The following is a 19,023-nucleotide window of genomic DNA, read 5'->3' as shown; positions in this document are numbered from 1 at the left end:
ATGTAGATAATATTATTCATAATTCCACCTCCATATCTGTACGCGATTTCGACACCTACTAGGTGCCTAATACAAACGACATCCTGGGCCGCAGTTCCGTTCCAAAAAATAATCAGAGGAGGTGCTATCACAGTCCCACTCTCTATTTTCGATTATTCAAACTTTTAGTCACCACATCATGCGCATTGCTGTTTTTGGTGTAACGTTAGCAAACTAATCACGTAGAGATTTCCCATGTCTAAGCTCGCAGAATTCCGTCAACTCGAAAAACACTTGGCCGAACAGATTCAGGCGCTCGAAGCGCTCAAAGGTGATGCTGGCCTGAAGGTCGAAATCGAATTTGAAACAAAGCTTCGCGCCCTGCTTGCCAAGTACGGCTACAGCTTGAAGGACATAGTCAATTTACTTGATCCGCAAGCTGGGCGTCGCGCACCTGCTACCGCCCAGAAGGCCGGCAGCCGAAAGGCTCGTCAGGTAAAGGTCTACAAAAATCCGCATACCGGCGAGGTCATCGAAACCAAAGGCGGTAACCACAAGGGCATCAAAGAATGGAAAGCTGAGCACGGATCCGACACAGTCGAGTCTTGGCTTACCAAGTGATCTTGGATTGAGTACAACAGGGCCCTTCGAAGGCCCTTTTTATTTGCAGTTTATCGAAGTCAGGGACCAAATCCTCAACCGGCGTTTCCGGCTATCTGCTACACCTCCATTCGTGGGCTTCGCAAACCTTCAACAGAGGCAAGGATGATGAATTCAAGCTGGGCGGATCAGGTGGCGCTTGTGAGTGGAGCGGGCAGTGAGCTTGGAATTGGTATGGCTATTGCCCATCGTCTTGGGGCTCAAGGGGCCAAACTGATCGTCACGGCAAGCAGCGCACGCATCAATGAGCGGGTTGCGGAGTTACGCGCCGCCGGCTTCGAAGCGGAGGGTCGACCGGTAGACTTAACTCAGGAAACTCAGGTTAGTGAGTTCGTCGCTTGGGCTGAGGCCGTCTGGGGCCACATCGATATTCTTGTAAATAATGCCGGTATGGCGATGCAAGGAAGTCCAGAACCGTTCGCCGAGTTCACGAGTACGAGCCTTGAAACCTGGAATCTTTCCATCGCTAGAAATCTGACAACTGCGTTCCTGTTAACTCAAGGGGTGTTGCCTGGGATGCGGGCTAGAGGATATGGCCGCATAGTGAACATCAGCTCAACCACAGGCACACGAGCCAGTAATCCAGGAGAGGCTGCTTACAGTGCAGCAAAGGCCGGAATGGTAGGGATGAACATGAGTGTTGCTCTTGAGGTTGCTCATCTAGGTATCACTGTGAATTCAGTTGCCCCTGGTTGGATAGCTACAGGGTCGAGCACTCCTGATGAAGTCAAAGCAGCACGCTCTACACCTCTCGGAAGAGCGGGTCGGCCAGATGAAGTGGCCGCTGCCGTTGTATTCTTGGCTTCTCCTGAAGCGAGTTACATCACAGGTGAGTTGCTAGTGGTGGATGGAGGCAATTGCTTGGTTGAGAACAAAGCTTATTAAGACTTTTTTTAATCCCTTCTGCGATCGTTGAGTCCTGGCTGACCAAGTGATTCTGGTTTGAGTACAAAAGGGGCCTTTCGAGGGCCTGTTTTTGTAGGCTCTTAGTCTGGGGAGACAGCTTTAGAAGGGGGCGATATATCACAGGGCGCTAGCTACAAGTAAGACTGACTGCCTTTGCGGCGCGTTCGAGCTGTTGTTTAACATCGACGGGTATCCGCTGCTTCTTTAATCGTTGTTCGAGGAATGCTTGATCTCCTCGAGCATCCACCTCTGCCTCAACAGCGGCGTCCTCCGCTTTTATGGCTGCAGCGTGACTTTCCATGACCGAATCAATATCCGTCGCGCTAGTGGCACCTTCGAGGGCACTGATCAGTTTCGCCACTTCCTCCTCTTCAGCATTAGCGTAGGCCTCTACGGTCATCCCGGCAGCCAACGCTCGCGCGCGAATCTCCACTCCTTTTAAGGTTTGCTTTGCTTCACTGCACGAAAATTCTTGATTCTGCTTGTCGATGGCTCTCCATTGGAGCAGTCCATAGGTCATCGTGCCGATGATTGCTAGGGTGAGAGAACCGATCAGGATCCGCTTCATAATCTTTCTCGAATGTTTGAGAGATGTCGATAGGGGGTACTTCGTCTCATTCGAAGAAATTAAAGCTTAGCATTGCCATCAGTTTAGAGAGCAGTCAACGTCATATCACCGACGGTGCAACGTAGAACCTGGATCACTTACTGTATAGCCAGGAGCACAAGATACGAGTTCAAGATCCTGTCGTAGTCCTTCAACAAGACCTGCGATGGCAAGCCCATTGCACAGTTGAGCTAAAGAGATACCAGTGACAACAAGAATTTCTCGATTCGAAGTGTCGTGGAAAAATCGTACCGTCAGAGCGGTTCCTGAATCGATTGTGCATTCGCAACGAGTGGGCAGAAAACTTTGTTCTATCAAGTGACGGATCTCTAGAGTTGATAGCATATGGCTTGTCTCGACGGGAGCCAGCCAAATGACTTTTGTCTAAAGAGTAATGAGGAGCGCCGCGAAGGTACGCGCTTGATAGGGCTGAACCTAAATTCATTGGCTAGGGAGCTCGCCAATGAGTGTATACCCCGTGCCTTCAGATGCTTTAGATCCTTTCGGTCTTGGGTTCGTGGGCTGCGCCGTTTGAGCGCGACGACTCATCTAGTCAATCTGACCGTGAAATCGGTAGTTAAAGTCGCGTTCACCATTCGTCAATTGAGCTGCACTCTGGCGTTGACCCTGCCTCCAAAGAGTCTCATGACCTTGCGTTGGAGGCATCTATGAAAACCGAGCCATCTACTGCCCCGGACAAACCCATCGAGGATCAGGGCAATCCCAATGACGACGGCTGCGTGATAGGTACGGCTGGCCGTAATGAAGACCCGAATGCCACCACCGATTGGGACAAGAAAAAGAACCCGTCGGGCCGTCGCCAAGGGCCGAATGACGCTCGTGGGTTACCTGGTTATCCGCACGAAGCCCCTGAAGAAGAACTTGGCATTGAAACGCCTGAACAGGAAAACGACAAAGTCGGTTGAGCTGCCACGGCCATTCCAGCAGCAACTCTACGCATCGGTAAAGACGAGGATCTTAATGACAACAACAGTCAGCGATTTTCTGGTTGAACGACTCAGCCAATAGGGCGTAACGCGGATTTTTGGTTATCCGGGTGACGGTATCAACGGGGTTTTTGGTGCACTAAGTCGTGCCCAAGGAAAGATCGAGTTCGTTCAGGCCCGACACGAAGAAATGGCAGCGTTCATGGCCTCCGCTCACGCCAAGTTCACGGGAGAGCTGGGCGTATGCATTGCGACCTCTGGCCCCGGTGCTTCGCATCTGATTACCGGTCTCTACGATGCGCGAATGGATCATATGCCGGTGTTGGCCATCGTTGGCCAGCAAGCGCGTGCAGCGCTTGGCGGACACTATCAGCAAGAGATGGATTTGCTGTCGATGTTAAAGGATGTCGCCGGTGCGTTCGTGCAACAAGCCTCGACGCCGTCGCAAGTCCGACATCTAGTCGACCGTGCGGTTCGCACCGCAGTAGGCGAGCGTCGGGTCACTGCACTGATCCTACCCAATGACTTGCAGGAAGCCGAATACAAGGCGCCCGGCAGGGAGCACGGTACCGTTCATTCAGGGTTGGTTATAGCAAGCCGAGGGTCGTTCCGTATGAAGTGGATCTACGACGGGCGGCTGATGTGCTGAATGCCGGCGAGAAGGTCGCCATCCTGGTGGGCGCTGGTGCGTTGGCTGCGACCGATCAAGTCATTGCAATTGCCGAGAAGCTCGGTGCCGGCGCAGCCAAGGCCTTGCTCGGTAAAGCGGTACTGCCTGACGATTTACCGTGGGTCACCGGCAGCATCGGCTTGCTCGGTACCGAGCCCAGCTACAAGTTGATGACCGAGTGCGACATCTTGCTGATGATCGGGTCAGGCTTCCCTTATTCCGAATTTCTGCCTAAAGAAGGCCAGGCGCGCGGGGTTCAAATTGATCTTCAACCGGACATGCTGAGCTTACGCTATCCGATGGAGGTGAATCTGGTGGGCGATGCGGCCGAAACGCTGGCGGCGCTGCTGCCATTGCTGGAATACAAAACCTCACGCAAGTGGCGTAAAAAGATCGAAGGCTGGCACGCTACTTGGGAGAAAACGTTGGAAAAACGCGCCTTGGCCAAGGCTGATCCGATCAACCCGCAACGGGTGGTTTACGAACTCTCACCACGCCTTCCCGAGCACGCCATCATCACCAGTGACTCAGGGTCGTGCGCCAACTGGTTCGCGCGCGACTTGAAGATTCGGGGCGGCATGATGTGTTCGCTCTCCGGTGGCCTGGCATCCATGGGCGCCGCTGTTCCCTATGCGATTGCAGCAAAATTCGCCTACCCGCAGCGTGCTGTAATCGCCTTGGTGGGTGACGGTGCAATGCAGATGAGCAACATGGCCGAGTTGATCACCGTTGCCAAATACTGGCGGCAGTGGGAAAGCCCAAAATGGATTTGCGCCGTCTTCAATAATGAAGACCTGAATCAGGTCACATGGGAGCAGCGAGTCATGGAAGGCGATCCCAAGTTCGAAGCCTCGCAGAACATCCCTGACGTTCCTTATCACCTGTTCGCCATTTCCATCGGACTGAAGGGCATTTTCGTAGATCGCGAGGAAGACGTTGCCGATGCTTGGGAAAAAGCATTGGCTTCAGATACTCCCGTGCTGATCGAATTCAAGACTGACCCGAACGTTCCGCCGCTGCCGCCGCATATCAAACTCGAGCAGGCGAAGAAATTTGCCTCGACCCTGCTGCAAGGTGATCCGGATGAAGCTGGCGTCATTGTGCAAACCGCCAAGCAGATTCTTGGGGCTGTATTGCCTGGAGGTTCCAAAAAGTAAGCAGCGCCCCGACTGTCAGAGGCGCCTGCAGCGCCTCTGACATTGCCGGCCGCGCAGTTCCATGACCTTGATCATTCTCTTTCGTAGAGTGCACGTTCTCGCCTTCCATGACGATTGAGCGCAAACAGAGCTCCGCCAATTAATAGCGTTGCGCCGACTGCCAATAGCAACGAAGGTCTCTGCCTGGCTGCGCGCCAGCCACCTTCAACGCGACGTTGACCGCTTGGCGGCGCGAAAAGGTTGCCCGATGACGATGCCGACTGTGGACTGTTCTCCAGGCCCATGCGCGTCAACCATCCATATAGAAGGGGGAAGCCAGGCACTAAAAAATGTGCTAGCCGCGCCATCGTGGCGGCACCACCCACTGTGGTACTCGGCCTTGGACGTAACGCGCAAGCAACCATAGCTTTGGCGACGAGATGCGGATCATAAATGGGTGGAGGTGGCTTAAGGGCATGACCGGTGAAATTACCCCCGTCACGAAATCCCGGTGTGTCCATGACGGCTGGATAGATGTCGCAGACATGGATATCGGGAAATTCATTGAGTTCCCCGCGTAACGCTTCACTCAAACCGCGCAGACCGTATTTGCTGGCCGAGTAAGCAGCGGCATAGGGTTGCGCAACCCAACTCCCGAGTGAAAGGGTATTGATCAAAATGCCGCGTTTTTGCGCCTTGAAGTAAGGCCAGGCCACATAGGCACCGCGCAGGTAACCGAGCAGATCCGTTTGCAACACCTGCTCATGAGCCTCAAGTGGCGTTTCCTCGAAATTGCCCACCGCACCGACACCTGCATTGTTGATCCAGATGTCGATGCGACCGTCACCAAAAGCGGCGGCTTGATCAGCCAGCGCTCGCATTTGTTGGCTGTTCGTCACATCAGTTCGAACGGGTAGGGCTGTGGCACCGCGTGCAGCACATTCTTCGACGACTTCGGCAAGTGCCATTTCATCTCGAGCACCGAGCACCAGACGGGCGCCTTCACTGGCGAACGCATGTGCCGCCGCACGACCTATGCCGCTTGATGCCCCGGTGATGACCACCAATTTGTCGAAGAGCTGCCCGGACGCCTTGCGACGGTAAAGATCCTGGGAGGTGTCGATCTCTCGTGTAGGGCGATCCACTGGGGCGTTGTAGCGCACCTGGTTCAACTTCAGACGTGCACCATCGGCCAACGTCAATGTCAGGTCTTCTATGGTGCCAGCAACCCGGTTTGGAAACACCGGTTTACCAGCAGGATCAAGCTCGTCATACAGAAATTGTTGACCTTCCAGCCACCCGACGGCGGTCATTAACTCGGGCTCCAGGTAATACTTTCCATCGAGAAAGAAGCCTGAAAAATTACGAGTACGTTCGAGGCTTTCGACGGCGTAACGCTCGCCTGGCTTCATACCGGTGAGTGAGTGGATCATGGTGACATCCTCAGATTCGCTGGTGTTGCGATAGAGGATGGGGCTGCTTTCAATGTTCCATCGAGATGACAGAACGCCCGTAGATAAAGCGGCAAGGGCCGGGTAGTGACTTTTTCAATCTCGTAGCAATGCTAAAGGCCAACCAATCACTACAGTGCAAGCGCGCCTGATTGCGCAAGGAGGATCGATGGATAACTACCAGACCACCAAATCCGAGAAACTCTGGATATTGGTAAAGGAGGGCGCGCAGCGCGCGTCGAAGACAACGACGACTAGGTGGAAATCACCGCACTAGCTAGCGAATTCTCCAAGGCAAAACAGCTTCGCTTAAGATTCATCAGGACGATGGAACGACCCAAGAAGAAAGGACGTTTCCTCGAGCGGCAGATCCCCGGAAGTCAAAGGGGTAGCTTTGTCGATCTGACGCGCCAGTGACTTGGGCTGCTGCGCCAGAACGCTTCATTTTCGAACTCAGCTCGTTAGCCCATTCTGACCAGTGACAGCTGGCGACGTGTGTAGAGATAGTTCATCTTGTTTTACATTTTGCTCCTCAGCTGAATCCAAACTGATGTGACCTTCTTCACCTAACGAGCTGTACTGCTCGCGTAGTTTTCTCAATTCTCTGGTGCCCATTTTGTCCAAAGACAACGTGGCGTTTTGTGCTTCCTTGGTAGCCCGAATCAGCTCATCAATCTTCAAGTGCAAAATGTCGTTATCCCGGTTCTGCGTGTTCTGGATCAGAAAAACCATCAGGAACGTGATGATAGTCGTCGAGGTGTTGATGATTAATTGCCACGTATCGTTGTAGTGAAAATACGGCCCGGTTAGCGCCCATACAACGATCAAGGCGACAGCGGTTAGAAAGGTCTTGGAGCTACCGGCCCAGTTAGAAAGGGCTTGGCAGAATTTAGAGAATTTCATGATTGCGAGCTCGTGTTGTGGTTTCTCATAGACCACAGCGAAATCTTGAAATTCTTTGTTACATTCACCCTTTGGTCGGCTGATGCTTTACCGCACTGTCAGAGCGATTTCGGTTCGCTTGCTGATATTCATCACGGTGCCACCTCAGTCCAAACTAAGGTTGCTGTCTCACGCCATTTAACATCGCTGAGCCCGTATTTTTCGGCTTGAGGCTTCGTGACAATCTTAAGTGGTGGTCTCCCAGGCTTCGGTATGGGGGCCACTCCGGCATCACAGCTTGCCCAATGCCATGCGTCAGAATTGCTTCTGATTTTCGTCCTAATAATAAAGGTCTTGGGCTCTCCGTGAAGCTTGTACTCAATGATGTAAAGGTCGTTGTTCATGAGATCCCCTCCGTTTACTCATAGATAAAGGAGTGGCTCCTTTAGAAAAAAATTCAAAGAGAATTTCTGTCTAAGTAACCCTTTGATTACGACGAGCGCTCAGTCAGTTTTGATAGCCAACATCCAGCCGCAATGCAGCTACAGCCACAAAAAGCACGACGCAGATTTTTTGAATGAACACCTTCGACGTCGCTCGTTAACTACCCACAAGGCTCAACCGCACCGGCACTGATTTGGCCGCCGGCACTTTGCTGCGTTCCGCATGGTGCCAGAGTGGCACGAGCGGATTGCATTCTGGATAGTAAGCAGCGGCGCAGCCTTCGGGAATGTCATAGGCCACGATTTCGAATGGCCCGACTTGGCGCTTGACCTCTGGCTCGATGGCCGTGGTCAGCAACACCTGATCGCCGATCTCAAACCCCAGCCGAACGATATCGTTGCAGTGCATGAAAATCACCTTTCGGGTGCCGCTGATGCCGCGAAAGCGATCCTCGTAGCCATAAATGGTGGTGTTGAACTGGTCATTGCTACGCAACGTCATCAGTTGAAGCACATCGCGCGGTGTGGCGCCTGGGTTCACATCATCGTCTTCGTTGAGTGTCGAGAGCATGATGAACTGCGCCTTGCCACTATCGGTTAGCCATTTGCGTTGGGATACGGCGATTGGGCGATGAAAGCCGCCCGGTTCGGTCATGCGGGTCTCCATGTCGTGGAAGATGTCCGGGTAGATGGTGCCGATGGCTGTCCTGATTAGAGAGTAGTCCTTACTCCAGCCCTCCCAGTCTATGGAGGAGCCGGATGGCAGGGTGGCCATGGCCAGACCGGCAACAATGCTGGCTTCCGCACGCAGGTGGGTGCTGACCGGTTCCGCACTGCCGCGCCAGCCATGGACGCACCCTGTGCTGTCCTCGGTGGCCCAGGTTTGCGCGACGCCGTCCTGTCGGTCGATTTCGATACGGCCCAGGCATGGCAACAGCCACATGTTCTGTGCGGGGAGCAAGTGCGTGCGATTGAGCTTGGTTGCGATCTGCACGTTCAGTTGCAGCGTTTGCCAGGCCGGCTCCATGCGCGAAGTGTCGGGAATGGCTCGCAGGAAATTGCCGCCCAGGCCAATGAATCCGCGTACCCGACCTACCAGAATGCCTTCACAGGCGTCCACGGTGCACAGCCCCATTTGCGACGGCACCTTGAAGCCGAACTGCTGCTCGATCAGCTCGACCGGGACTTTTTTCGGGTCTTCGGTAATTCCCACGGTGCGCTGGCCCTGAACGTTGGAGTGGCCACGAACCGGGCAGATCCCGGCGCCCGGTTTGCCGAAATTACCGCGCATCAGCAGCAGGTTCACCAGCATCTGCACATTCTGCACGCCGTGCCGATGCTGGGTCAGGCCCATGCCGTAAATAATCATCACCCGTTGGCTCCGGGCGTACACCGACGCGGCCGCTTCGAGTGCGCCACGGGTCAACCCGGATTGGCGCTCGATGTGTTGCCAGTGACATCCGCGCACCATCGTGGCGAAGGTCTCGAAACCTTCGGTGTGCTGCGCAATAAAGTCATAGTCGAGGATGGCGGCACGACCTTCACGTTGCGCTTGATCGTCCATTTCCAGCAAAACTTTGGCGAGACCGAGCAGGGCGGCCGAATCACCGCCGATGGCGACCTGGTGGTATTGGGTGCTGATGATCGTCGAGTCCGGCGTGAGCATTTCGGTCGGCGATTGCGGATTAACGAACCGCTCCAGCCCTCGCTCGCGCAAAGGGTTGAAGGTGATGATCGGCACGTTGCGTTTGCGCACGTCCTGCAACTGATGAAGCATTCGCGGCGCATTGCTGCCGACGTTCTGGCCGAAGAAAAACAGGCAATCGGTGTGGTCGAAATCCTCCAGCGTCACCGTCCCGACCGGCACGCCGATGCTTTCCTGTAGACCCACGGAGGTACTTTCGTGGCACATGTTCGAACTGTCCGGCAGGTTGTTGGTGCCATAGGCTCGGGCGAACAACTGATACATGAATGAGGTTTCCAGGGACGCACGCCCCGAGGCGTAAAACACCACGCTGTCCGGCTCCAGCACCTGCAATTGCGCGCCGATTTCGCGATAAGCCTCTTCCCAGGTCGTTTCGAGGTAGCGGTCGCTGGCCGAGTCGTAACGCAGGGGATGGGTCAGCCGCCCGTGCTGCTCCAGGTCATAATCCGGCCATTGGCGCAATTCACTGAGGGTGTGCTCGGCGAAGAAGGCCGGACTGGTCTTCATCGACGTCAATTCCCAGGCTGTGGCCTTGGCGCCGTTCTCGCAAAACTCTAGCGCATGGGGATGGCCGGGCTTGGCCCAGGCACAGCTAACACATGCAAAACCATCCGGCTTATTTTGTTTCAGCAGTGCGCCCGGAGCCTTGGCGAATGCCTGCTCGCGCCACAAGATTTTCATCACTGACTTGGCGGAACCCCAGCCGCCACTTGCATGGGTATACGGGTGAAAATGGGTTTTCGGATGAATGAGCATCGACGGCTCCGACAGGCTTGATCGTGAAGTTATAAAGCTGGGACGAGTGCGTGGGGTGAAAGGTTCGAGTGGATGGGTGGACGGTGAGTTGCTCATCTGGCCGCTACCGTTAAACCTTTATTCAAGCCGTGATCAGGGCCTTTTTTCATTCAATGGAGTGCCGACGAAAAAGGATCAATTCAGTTGGAATGATTGCTTGTTAAGGCAGTCAACCGATCATCACGTTTGCGGAACAGTCCCATGTCTATTCCCGTTCAGACGGTTAATTACCTACGCGAGCACGCCCTTTTACTGACGACGGCAGAATCGTGCACGGCGGGAAAAATTGTGACGCTTCTCTCCGAGATCGAAGGTAGTGGAGAGCTAATAGAAAGTGGTTACGTGGTTTATTCCCCTGAGGCCAAACAACGCCTATTGAGAGTTAGCGCCTCTACCATCGAAACCTTCAATTTGACCAGTTGTGAAGTTGCGCGGGAAATGGCGTTGGGCGCGTTGCATGACAGCACCGCGAATGTTGCCGTAGCGACGACCGGGATTCTCGGCCCCGAGGATGTCGACGGTATTCCCGCAGGCACCATTTGTTTCGCCTGGGCCTTCCAAACCGAGCGAGGGTGTAACTTGTTCAGCCGTGAACATCGCTTCTTCGGTACACGTAGCGAAGTACAACTTCAGGCCGCCCGGTTCGCGTTAGAACAGCTGCCGCAATTTCATCGCCGTGCACTGGATGGTGAACGCGGGTAGGGACATCTCATGAATGACAAAAGCCGCCCACACGATTATCAGAGCCGAGATTATCCCGTTCGCGAAGACATGGCCTATCAAGTCAAGGTCTGGCAATTTGAGCGTTGGGGCTGGTATGTCCTGGTGCTGCTGGTTGTATTGGGGTTGTGTGGAGTATTTTCACGCGGGCCACTGAGTTTCCGTGATGTGCACGCAAGCGATGGAAAGCTCAGAGTGCAGTACGAGGTATTTCACCGTAACGGCTCCACCAATCCTATGGTGATTAGCGTAGTCGGTGTACCGGATTCCCTGGTCGAGGTCGAGTTGTCTGGAAGTTTACTCGACGGCTTCAGTGTCGAAATGATGCTGCCAGAGCCCGTCCGTTCCAGTAGTGCCGGGAAGGGTATGAAGCTGTGGCTGCAAGCGGATCCGCAAGGCCGTGCAAATCTCTATCTGACTTTGCGTGGTGACGGACTGGGAATGTTTAGCACTCAGGTGAAATCACCTGGAGCATCGCCCGTCACCTTGGATCAATTCATTCTCCCTTGAGGTGACATATGGATTCGGTGTTGCGTGCTTTCGTGATGTACCTGGCCTTAATGGTGCTATTCAAAATTGCCGGTAGGCGTTCATTGGCGGAACTGACGACATTTGATTTTGTGTTGTTGATGATTATTGGCGAGGCCACGCAGCAAGCCCTTTTGGGAGATGACTTCTCTCTCACTAACTCCGTCTTGGTGATCGTTACGTTAATCGCCATCGATGTGGGTCTGTCATTGCTGAAACAGCGTTCAGAATGGCTCTCAAAATTAATCGATGGTGGGCCGACCATCATCGTTGAAAATGGAAGGCTTTTGCGTGAGCGCTTACGCCATGCGCGATTAGTAGAAGCGGATGTGATGGAGGCAGCCCGCTCAAGCCAAGGCATAGAAACCATTGACCAGATCAAGTTTGCGATCTTGGAGCGCAACGGTAAAATCTCAGTGATACCGATTGAGTCCTGATTTTCTGTGAGACCGAAATCATTAGTCCCAGCCCAGGAAGGCCAAGGGCTTTACACGATTAACTTTCAGGTTGTACGTTGGAATGGTTGGTGAAGAACGCCTGTAATTCTTTCGCCAATTCGTCCGGAGCGTCTTCGGCCATGTGGTGGCCGCTTTCAATCCCTGCGCCAGTAACTGTATGCGCCGCCCATGGCTGCCACACCGCTAGCACGTCGCCATAGAGCTCCTGCAGATCATCGCGTTCTGACCAAACGACATGCACTGGACATTGAAGCTTGCGCTGCGCCTCTCTGTCTTTTTGATCATGTAGGTGATCCAAGTAAATGGCTGCTCGATAATCACCGAGCATCCCTTTAACCGTTTCGGGATCATTGATGGCCGCTTGAAAATCTTCATAGTTTTCCTCGCCAAGAGACGCCCTTGATCCGCCGTACCAGACTTTTGGATCTGCAAGTATCGCGCGCTCCGGTATGTCGCGCTGGGCAAAGAAAAACCAGTGCCACCAACGTTCTGCAAATTGTGCGTTACACCGTTCCAGCGCTTCCAGAATTGGCACCCCGTCGAGTACCGCAAGCTTTATAACCCGTGAAGGATGATCCATTGCGGTGCGAAAGGCTGTGTAGCTCCCCCTGTCATGGCCCGCCAGGTAAAATTGATTGAAGCCAAGGCGCTCCATCAAGGCGACGCAATCGAGAGCTTTTGCCCTCTTTGAGGAAGCTTCATAGTCATGAGGATCGACAGGTTTGCTGGACTGACCGAAGCCTCTTAAATCCGGGCAGACCACGGTGAAATTCCGCGCAAGCAAAGGCGCAACCTTGTGCCATGTCGTATGGGTACGAGGGTGACCATGAAGCAACAGTAAAGGTGGGCCTGAGCCACCATAGCGAGCACGTAACGTCGCTTCTGGCAGCTCAATCATATCTAGCCTGAAAGTCTCGAACATGAGTGTCCCTGTTTGGTCGACCGAACTATTCGATGCGTTCAGCTGAAGCCGTGTGAACGTTGCCAGGCGTCAGGATCACCTTTCTGCAGTCCTCTTCCTTCTTGTCAAAGATCTTGTAGCCCTCGGCTGCCTGCTCTAACGACATCCGGTGACTAATGATGACCTCAGGGGCTAGGCGCCCAGTCTCTATGTGTTCGAGAAGCTCAGGGAGATAACGCTGAACGTGGGTCTGTCCCATCTTGAAGGTCAGGCCCTTGTCGAACGCGTCGCCGAAGAGGAAGCCATGGATAAAACCTGAATAAACACCGGGCACGCTCACCACACCGCCGCGTCGGACTGCCGCAATACATTGGCGTAACGCTTTGCCGCTGCTGCCTTCGAGCTTAAGCGTGGCAAGCACGGTTTCGGTGGTGCTGCCTTTGGCCTCGAAGCCAACGGCGTCGACTACGCCGTCAACGCCGCGCATGCCTTTAGTCTGGCGAATGATGGTGTCGGCAGGGTCATCGTCTTCATCGAAATTAATCGGAATGACACCGTAGGTCTCTTGCGCGTAAGACAAACGATAGGGGTGGTGGTCGACCATGAAAATCTGTTCGGCACCGAGCATCCTGGCACAAGCAGCACTTAACAAACCGACAGGCCCTGCGCCATAGATGGCGATAGTCGATCCGGTACCAATCCCTGTGTTAGTCACGGCTTGAAAGGCGGTAGGCAGAATATCCGAGAGGAAGAGCACCTTCTCATCGGACAACGTGCCGGGCACCTTGAAAGGCCCGGTGTTGGCTTTGGGAACTCGCACGTATTCGGCTTGCCCTCCAGGTATGCCGCCATACATGTGGCTGAAGCCAAAAAGGGCGGCGCCCGGTGGGATGGCCTTTTTGTTCAGAATGGCCCCACGCCCCGTATTGGTGGTTTCACACGCGGCGAACAAATCCATTTGACAGAAAAAGCAGCTGCCGCAGGCGATCACGAAAGGGATCACCACCCGGTCACCCGCCTGCACAGCAGTGACAGTTGAGCCTGTTTCCTCAACGATGCCCATAAATTCGTGGCCGAAGATATCGCCATGTTCGACGGTTGGGATCTTCCCTCGGTAAAGATGAAGGTCGGATCCGCAAATCGCGGTGGCTGTTACTCGAAGAATGATGTCGTCGCTATCCTCGATAACTGGATCAGGAACAGTATCGACTTTTACGCTGTGCGCGCCGTGGTAGGTGAGTGCTCTCATGACTTCCTGCCCCTATCAATAACTTTGTGGTAAATGGGAGAGGAGTGCTGGGGAAGGTTAGTTCAGAGAAATAGAAGGGGAGATGACTAGCGGTCTGCGCCGTGCCGTTGGTCTGCCTGATCTCTACTCGATTAAACGTTCTGCGATGGACAAACATCAAACATGTACGAGCAGGATTGCTCGCGTGAGTGACCTCATTAGCCCGCAGAAAATGCGGGCTTTTTTTGGACACAAAAAGGCCCGGCATTAAGCCAGGCCGATTCAGTTCATTTATGCCGCCAGACTTGAGCTCGAAAGCGATTTTTTGTAAGCCGCTTTCATTTCTTCCATTTGTTGCCCGAGTTCATTCAGCTTGGCCTTACCAAGGAGCTTGTTCGCTTGAGGAAACATCTCTGTTTCTTCTTCCTCGATGTGATGCTCCAGGAGTTCCTTGACCACTTTCACACGGCCAGAAAATTCTGGTGTGCCGGGATCGGTCTCTTTCAGATCTGGGAGCACCAAGGAGTCTACTGTTCGGTGTTCTTCCTTGGCTTCGTAATACATCACTTCTTGTTCTTTACCCCCGGCTTCTTTGAATGCCGGGTAGAGGATTTCCTCCTCTAGCTTGGTATGGATAGTGATTTCCATCTCCAGCTTGTTCAGCAGTTCTGTGCGTTTTTTGATGCCTCGCTCAGTTGATTCACTGAGCTGGGTGAGGATGGCTTTAACGCGCTGGTGGTCTGCTTTCAAAAGGTCAATGGCGTTCATGTCGGATTCCTTCAGTGATCACGGTTAGACGCGCGTCGATCAATGTGCCAACGCTACGCGAGACCTAAAATTTGCATAGGATGTGCCAACAGCAATCACTAGCTGAATGCCAGCTAATTCAATGGGTTGAGATGTTTTCTGATCTGTTTTCCCGGGTATTTTGCATGGTTCATATTTTTGCAAGGTTGCAGTTTACGGGATGCGGCGTTGTGGCTATTCCAAGATAAACAGCCTCCTTAGAAACCCTCAAAGCTGTTGCATGATATGCGGCATTGGCTTTCTCTTGACGTTATGAATCATTGCGGATGGCGAGAGTCAACCGACCAATACTGCATTGGACGTCTGTGATGCTTATCTCCGGGAACCTGTCTAGCTGCCTCCCCAGTCGTTGTTCTTTGGTCGACTCGCTTACGTCTTTGCAAACGGTGGGTGCGTGGTATGGACGCGATTGACTCAGCTCTGGCGGCAGCGCGTGCCCAGTTCGCGATTGCCATAAGCTTTCACATCGTGCTGGCGGCTTTCACCATTGGCTTGGCCAACTTTCTCATGGTGCTGGAGGCACTGTGGCTGTGGCGCAGGCGAAGGATCTACTTGGATGTTTACCTTTACTGGCTAAAGGTGTTTGCGCTCAACGTTGCGGTAGGCACAGCGTCGGGTCTGATTTTGGAGTACCAATTCGGATTGAATTGGTCACGCCTCTCGACCCAGGCGGGAGACATTCTTGGCCCGTTGATGTTCTACGAGGTATTGGCGGCATTTTTCCTGGAAGCGGGTTTTCTCGGCATCATGTTGTTCGGGTTGAAGAAGGTGGGCCCTAGGCTGCATTTCTTCGCCACCTGCGCCGTCGCACTTGGATCTTTGATCAGCGCCTTTTGGATCCTGTCAGCCAACTCCTGGATGCAAACACCCGCCGGCTATTCAATTGGAGCTGGTGGGCGTTTTATTGCCGAAAACTGGTGGGCGATTATCTTCAATCCTTCGTTCCCTTACCGGCTTGTGCATATGACATTGGCCGCGATTATAGGCAGCGCCTCGCTGGTGGCCGGTATTAGCGCTTGGCAGTTGTTGCGTATGCCACAGAACCCGCGAGCCCGGCTTGCCTACTCCATGGCGTTGTGGGTGGTTGCGTTGCTGACGCCTATGCAACTACTGGTGGGCGATCTGCATGGTGAGCACAGCCTTAAAGTTCAGCCGCAAAAGGTTGCCGCCATCGAAGGTTCCTGGACACGACCGGCGGAAGGAGAGGGGGAACCATTACGTTTATTCGCCATTCCAGATATGGCTGAGCGACGCAACCATTGGGAAGTAGCGATTCCGCGCGTAGCGTCGTTGTACTTGCGGCATGACCTGAGCGGCACTATTAAAGCGCTTGATGAATTCCCGCCTGAGGACATACCACCTGTGCCACCCGTGTTCTTTGCTTTCCGTGTCATGGTCGGATTGGGGCTGTTGATGATGGGGCAGGGGTTAACCAGTCTGGTATTACGCTGGCGGCATCGCTTGTACTCAGCGCGTTGGATGTTCCGAGGGAGTGTGCTGATGGCGCCTGCTGGATTTCTGGCGATGCTGAGTGGGTGGGTTGTGACAGAGGTTGGCCGTCAGCCTTTCACTATCTATGGGTTGATGCGCACCGCTAACAGTTTGTCTTCGGTGTCTCGTCAGCAGGTGGTAGGGGCAACGTGGACAATCCTGTCGTTTTATCTGGTGATCTTCGGCGTGGGGCTCTGGGTGCTGCTGCGTCTTTTGCGGGAGTCACCTCACGAAAATGAGTCAGGGCCACAATCCACTTTGGCCGAGGAGACGGGCAATCCTGAGGGCGAACATTCATGATGAACACCGACTGGATAACACTACTGTCCGCTGCGGCGCTGGGGTTTTCTGTATTGAACTACGTTCTGCTGGACGGTACTGACCTGGGTGTCGGCGTACTTCTGGGCTTGACCCGAAGTCCACGGCACCGCCGTACCATGGCTGTTACGATCCTTCCGATTTGGGACGCTAATGAAACGTGGCTTGTGCTCGGCGGCGGCGGGTTGCTGGCGTTGTTTCCGCTGGCTTACGCTGTCCTGCTGCCGGCGCTTTATTTGCCGTTTATCGCGATGTTCCTGGCATTAATTCTTCGCGCGGTCGCGCTGGAATTTCGCGATTACTCGAAAAGCTATCGTATGAAGCGCATGGTCGATGGCTTGCTGCTGATAGGTTCACTGCTGGCCGGGGCAACTCAGGGGATTGTGTTGGGAGCGCTTGTACAAGGGGTGCCGAATCAGGATGGGCAGTACAGCGGGAACGGCTGGGAGTGGTGGGGCCTATTTCCGCTGTATTGCGGCGCTGTGCTCGTAGTGGGTTATATGTGGTTGGGCGCCTGCTGGCTGTATTGGCGTACTGTCGACGATCTGCAATGTAGGTCAGGTCGACAGGCAAGGGCGTTGGCCATCGTGACCATAATGCTTTTGGCCGTGCTGGTGGCCTGGACAGCGACGCTGGATGCTCAATATGCGCAACGGCTTTCCAATCGACTTATCTGGTTGCCGGCGGCAATGCTGCTTACTGCATTGCTGTTCAGTTTCGCCTTGAGCTTTCGAAGCCGCCGGCAATATCTGCCGCTATTCGCTGCACTGGGAATTTTCATCTTGGCATTCGCATTGATGGTCGCAGCGCTCTTTCCATTGATTGTCCCGCCTAACCTGACCTTGCAAGAAGCAGCCTCAAGTCCCACCAGTCAGATTTTTATGCTGGTCGGGTTCGCCGTGCTTATCCCGGTAACGCTCATCTACAACACCTACGGCTTCAGAGTGTTCAGCGGAAAGGATCGCGCCATTCGTGATTGACTGCAATATCTCAACCTTGGCCAGCCCAATACCGGTGTACGGCGCCTTGCGAGCCTTGCACCGGATCCTGGTCGGGAAACAACAGCGTGTCGATGCTCGCCAGTTGAGCATAGGTGGGGGCCTCGCGGCAGATATCTGCACGCTGCCCCGGCGGATAGGCACCGACGACCAGAAAATCTTCACTTGAATCTAAATTGCAATGGCCGGTGCCTGCAGGCAGTAGCAACACGTCGCCTGCACTGACTTCAAGTACATGACCATCCGGGCCCCCCAGCATCAGCCGAGCTCGACCGCTGGCGATGCCAAGCACTTCATGACCTTCGGTATGGTAGTGGTGGTAGCTGTAAATCCCATATCGCCATTGGGGTGGCCAGCCATTGGCGATGAAGGTTTGCTCGAACAGCGCAGCCGGGTCATCGCCCTGAATTGCAATCGCGCAGGTGTAAATGAGTGCCGGCAGGCGCGGGTTGTTGGGAACCCATTGGTTGCGTTCAAACATCAGGGTTTGAACGGTAGCTGTCTCAGCTCGCGGTTTGTTCATTCAAGGATCTCCGAAACCCTGATGTGGCAATGGAATTTCATATATCGATCTGCAACTCCAAATCAGCATTTTCCAGTCTGCGGGCGTGGGTCACCGTACCGTTCAGGCGTTCTCCCGAAGGGAGAATCATGGTCAAGGAGTGAGCTTTTTGTAGATCATCAGGTACTGGGGATAGCACCTGCACCTGAAAGGCACCTGGCGTGATGGGCGTGATGACTACGTCGCAATCAATAGCTTTGGCGATAGGGCCGAAAAGGGTGTCGTTTAAGTAATTCAAATGTGCGCGGTCGGTCATGGGGTATGTCCTTTAACGCCTGGGATTAAAGCTTAATTTCTATACACATCTATGTGCTAGAGGGTAGGCATGACAGAAGAGTTCAACGCCAAGGGCAGACGGCTTCTGGCGAGGGCAGGCCCTGTCTCAAGGAGTATGAAGCTCCTCAATAACCAACTTTGGATCTGCAGCTGAACTAAAATCTGACCTGTTGGTCAGGTTTGTTGGTGGCACCCAATAGGAGAATCAAACCATGCGCATCTTTAAAATTGAATATCTGTACGGCGGCGAGCCCCACACACATCAATTTGAACTCAAGCATTCTCAGTTGCCCGCTCATGAGGCCGCGATGCACTTGCTACAGTTGCATTTTGGGGACGGTGAGAACAGCTTGATCATGCCCACTGCTGACGCGACGCCGGAGGAGATTTTAGAGCAGGCTAAGCTGGTAGGGCTGACACACATAACGGTCGTCGACCAACCAAGTTGAGGCCTGGTGTGGCGACCACTAATGCTCGTCTCCACATATTTGAATGGCTGCTTTTGGCCCAGAGTGTGTAAAAACGCTCATAACCTGATCGTCTTGAGCCATTGAC

At 53.9% G+C, this 19,023-nt stretch carries 20 protein-coding genes and 2 pseudogenes; 11 read left to right on the top strand and 11 right to left on the bottom strand.

Translation table 11 applies throughout. The features are described from left to right. Positions 1–234 precede the first annotated feature (234 nt). Both BK667_RS25235 and BK667_RS25230 read left to right on the top strand, forming a co-directional pair. On the top strand, positions 235–600 hold the full coding sequence (locus BK667_RS25235; RefSeq protein ID WP_123599241.1) for a histone-like nucleoid-structuring protein, MvaT/MvaU family: 366 nt from the start codon (positions 235–237) through the stop codon (positions 598–600). Positions 601–747: 147 nt separating this feature from the next. Continuing rightward, positions 748–1,524 carry an SDR family NAD(P)-dependent oxidoreductase gene (locus BK667_RS25230; protein WP_123599474.1) on the top strand — a complete coding sequence of 259 codons (777 nt, stop codon included), beginning with the start codon at positions 748–750 and terminating at the stop codon, positions 1,522–1,524. 148 nt (positions 1,525–1,672) lie between these two features. On the opposite strand, the gene BK667_RS25225 is transcribed toward BK667_RS25230, so the two are convergent. Then, complete coding sequence (locus BK667_RS25225) at positions 1,673–2,113, bottom strand: hypothetical protein (RefSeq protein WP_123599240.1); 441 nt, start codon at positions 2,111–2,113, stop codon at positions 1,673–1,675. Positions 2,114–2,218: 105 nt separating this feature from the next. Next, positions 2,219–2,497, bottom strand: a complete 279-nt coding sequence (locus BK667_RS25220) for a DUF1652 domain-containing protein (protein ID WP_123599239.1) — start codon at positions 2,495–2,497, stop codon at positions 2,219–2,221. Positions 2,498–2,820: 323 nt separating this feature from the next. Here BK667_RS25220 and BK667_RS25215 point away from each other — a divergent pair, with 323 nt between their 5' ends. Both BK667_RS25215 and BK667_RS25210 read left to right on the top strand, forming a co-directional pair. Continuing rightward, positions 2,821–3,078, top strand: coding sequence for a hypothetical protein (locus tag BK667_RS25215; RefSeq protein WP_123599238.1), 258 nt, complete (start codon positions 2,821–2,823; stop codon positions 3,076–3,078). A 115-nt stretch (positions 3,079–3,193) separates the two neighbouring features. Continuing rightward, a pseudogene (locus BK667_RS25210) lies at positions 3,194–4,926 on the top strand (thiamine pyrophosphate-requiring protein). A gap of 71 nt (positions 4,927–4,997) precedes the next feature. Here BK667_RS25210 and BK667_RS25205 read toward each other — a convergent pair. Continuing rightward, on the bottom strand, positions 4,998–6,338 hold the full coding sequence (locus BK667_RS25205; protein ID WP_123599237.1) for an SDR family oxidoreductase: 1,341 nt from the start codon (positions 6,336–6,338) through the stop codon (positions 4,998–5,000). A gap of 187 nt (positions 6,339–6,525) precedes the next feature. Here BK667_RS25205 and BK667_RS34085 point away from each other — a divergent pair. Continuing rightward, positions 6,526–6,748 (top strand): annotated as a pseudogene (locus tag BK667_RS34085) (DUF2188 domain-containing protein). Between the two features lie 61 nt (positions 6,749–6,809). Here BK667_RS34085 and BK667_RS25195 read toward each other — a convergent pair. From BK667_RS25195 to BK667_RS25185, 3 genes are all read right to left on the bottom strand, one after another. Further along, the gene (locus BK667_RS25195) at positions 6,810–7,259 is read right to left on the bottom strand and encodes a low affinity iron permease family protein (RefSeq protein WP_123599473.1); all 450 of its coding nucleotides are present in this window, start codon (positions 7,257–7,259) and stop codon (positions 6,810–6,812) included. 131 nt (positions 7,260–7,390) lie between these two features. Further along, a complete protein-coding gene (locus BK667_RS33700) occupies positions 7,391–7,642 on the bottom strand; it encodes a DUF6555 family protein (RefSeq protein WP_123599236.1) in 252 nt (83 codons plus the stop codon). Between the two features lie 196 nt (positions 7,643–7,838). Then, a complete protein-coding gene (locus tag BK667_RS25185) occupies positions 7,839–10,142 on the bottom strand; it encodes an FdhF/YdeP family oxidoreductase (RefSeq protein ID WP_123599235.1) in 2,304 nt (767 codons plus the stop codon). 240 nt (positions 10,143–10,382) lie between these two features. On the opposite strand from BK667_RS25185, the gene BK667_RS25180 reads away from it, so the two are divergent. From BK667_RS25180 to BK667_RS25170, 3 genes are read left to right on the top strand one after another with little or no spacing between them, the layout of a single operon-like run. Continuing rightward, a complete protein-coding gene (locus BK667_RS25180; protein WP_123599234.1) occupies positions 10,383–10,883 on the top strand; it encodes a CinA family protein in 501 nt (166 codons plus the stop codon). A gap of 9 nt (positions 10,884–10,892) precedes the next feature. Then, the gene (locus tag BK667_RS25175; protein WP_123599233.1) at positions 10,893–11,411 is read left to right on the top strand and encodes a hypothetical protein; all 519 of its coding nucleotides are present in this window, start codon (positions 10,893–10,895) and stop codon (positions 11,409–11,411) included. Between the two features lie 8 nt (positions 11,412–11,419). Continuing rightward, positions 11,420–11,866, top strand: coding sequence for a DUF421 domain-containing protein (locus BK667_RS25170; protein WP_123599232.1), 447 nt, complete (start codon positions 11,420–11,422; stop codon positions 11,864–11,866). Positions 11,867–11,924: 58 nt separating this feature from the next. Here BK667_RS25170 and BK667_RS25165 read toward each other — a convergent pair whose 3' ends face one another. From BK667_RS25165 to BK667_RS25155, 3 genes are all read right to left on the bottom strand, one after another. Further along, positions 11,925–12,809 carry an alpha/beta fold hydrolase gene (locus BK667_RS25165; RefSeq protein WP_123599231.1) on the bottom strand — a complete coding sequence of 295 codons (885 nt, stop codon included), beginning with the start codon at positions 12,807–12,809 and terminating at the stop codon, positions 11,925–11,927. Between the two features lie 25 nt (positions 12,810–12,834). Further along, complete coding sequence (locus BK667_RS25160) at positions 12,835–14,037, bottom strand: zinc-dependent alcohol dehydrogenase (RefSeq protein ID WP_123599230.1); 1,203 nt, start codon at positions 14,035–14,037, stop codon at positions 12,835–12,837. Positions 14,038–14,307: 270 nt separating this feature from the next. After that, entirely contained in the window at positions 14,308–14,784 is a 477-nt protein-coding gene (locus BK667_RS25155) for a PA2171 family ribosome-binding persister protein (RefSeq protein WP_123599229.1), read from the bottom strand. Between the two features lie 438 nt (positions 14,785–15,222). Between BK667_RS25155 and BK667_RS25150 the strand changes: the two genes are divergently transcribed. Continuing rightward, positions 15,223–16,614 (top strand): cytochrome ubiquinol oxidase subunit I, encoded by a 1,392-nt coding sequence (locus tag BK667_RS25150; RefSeq protein ID WP_123599228.1) that lies wholly within the window; start codon positions 15,223–15,225, stop codon positions 16,612–16,614. After that, on the top strand, positions 16,611–17,612 hold the full coding sequence (gene cydB / locus BK667_RS25145) for a cytochrome d ubiquinol oxidase subunit II (RefSeq protein WP_123599227.1): 1,002 nt from the start codon (positions 16,611–16,613) through the stop codon (positions 17,610–17,612). Before BK667_RS25150 ends, cydB begins: the two co-directional genes overlap by 4 nt. 10 nt (positions 17,613–17,622) lie before the next feature. Here cydB and BK667_RS25140 read toward each other — a convergent pair whose 3' ends face one another. Continuing rightward, the gene (locus tag BK667_RS25140) at positions 17,623–18,153 is read right to left on the bottom strand and encodes a cupin (protein ID WP_123599226.1); all 531 of its coding nucleotides are present in this window, start codon (positions 18,151–18,153) and stop codon (positions 17,623–17,625) included. 37 nt (positions 18,154–18,190) lie between these two features. Further along, positions 18,191–18,448 carry a hypothetical protein gene (locus BK667_RS25135; protein ID WP_123599225.1) on the bottom strand — a complete coding sequence of 86 codons (258 nt, stop codon included), beginning with the start codon at positions 18,446–18,448 and terminating at the stop codon, positions 18,191–18,193. 232 nt (positions 18,449–18,680) lie between these two features. Here BK667_RS25135 and BK667_RS25130 point away from each other — a divergent pair, with 232 nt between their 5' ends. Further along, on the top strand, positions 18,681–18,917 hold the full coding sequence (locus tag BK667_RS25130) for a hypothetical protein (RefSeq protein WP_123599224.1): 237 nt from the start codon (positions 18,681–18,683) through the stop codon (positions 18,915–18,917). Positions 18,918–19,023 lie beyond the last annotated feature (106 nt).

It is taken from the genome of Pseudomonas frederiksbergensis (assembly GCF_003732705.1).
GTDB classification, from domain to species: domain Bacteria; phylum Pseudomonadota; class Gammaproteobacteria; order Pseudomonadales; family Pseudomonadaceae; genus Aquipseudomonas; species Aquipseudomonas frederiksbergensis_F.
This window is presented reverse-complemented; position numbering and strand designations above follow the sequence as displayed.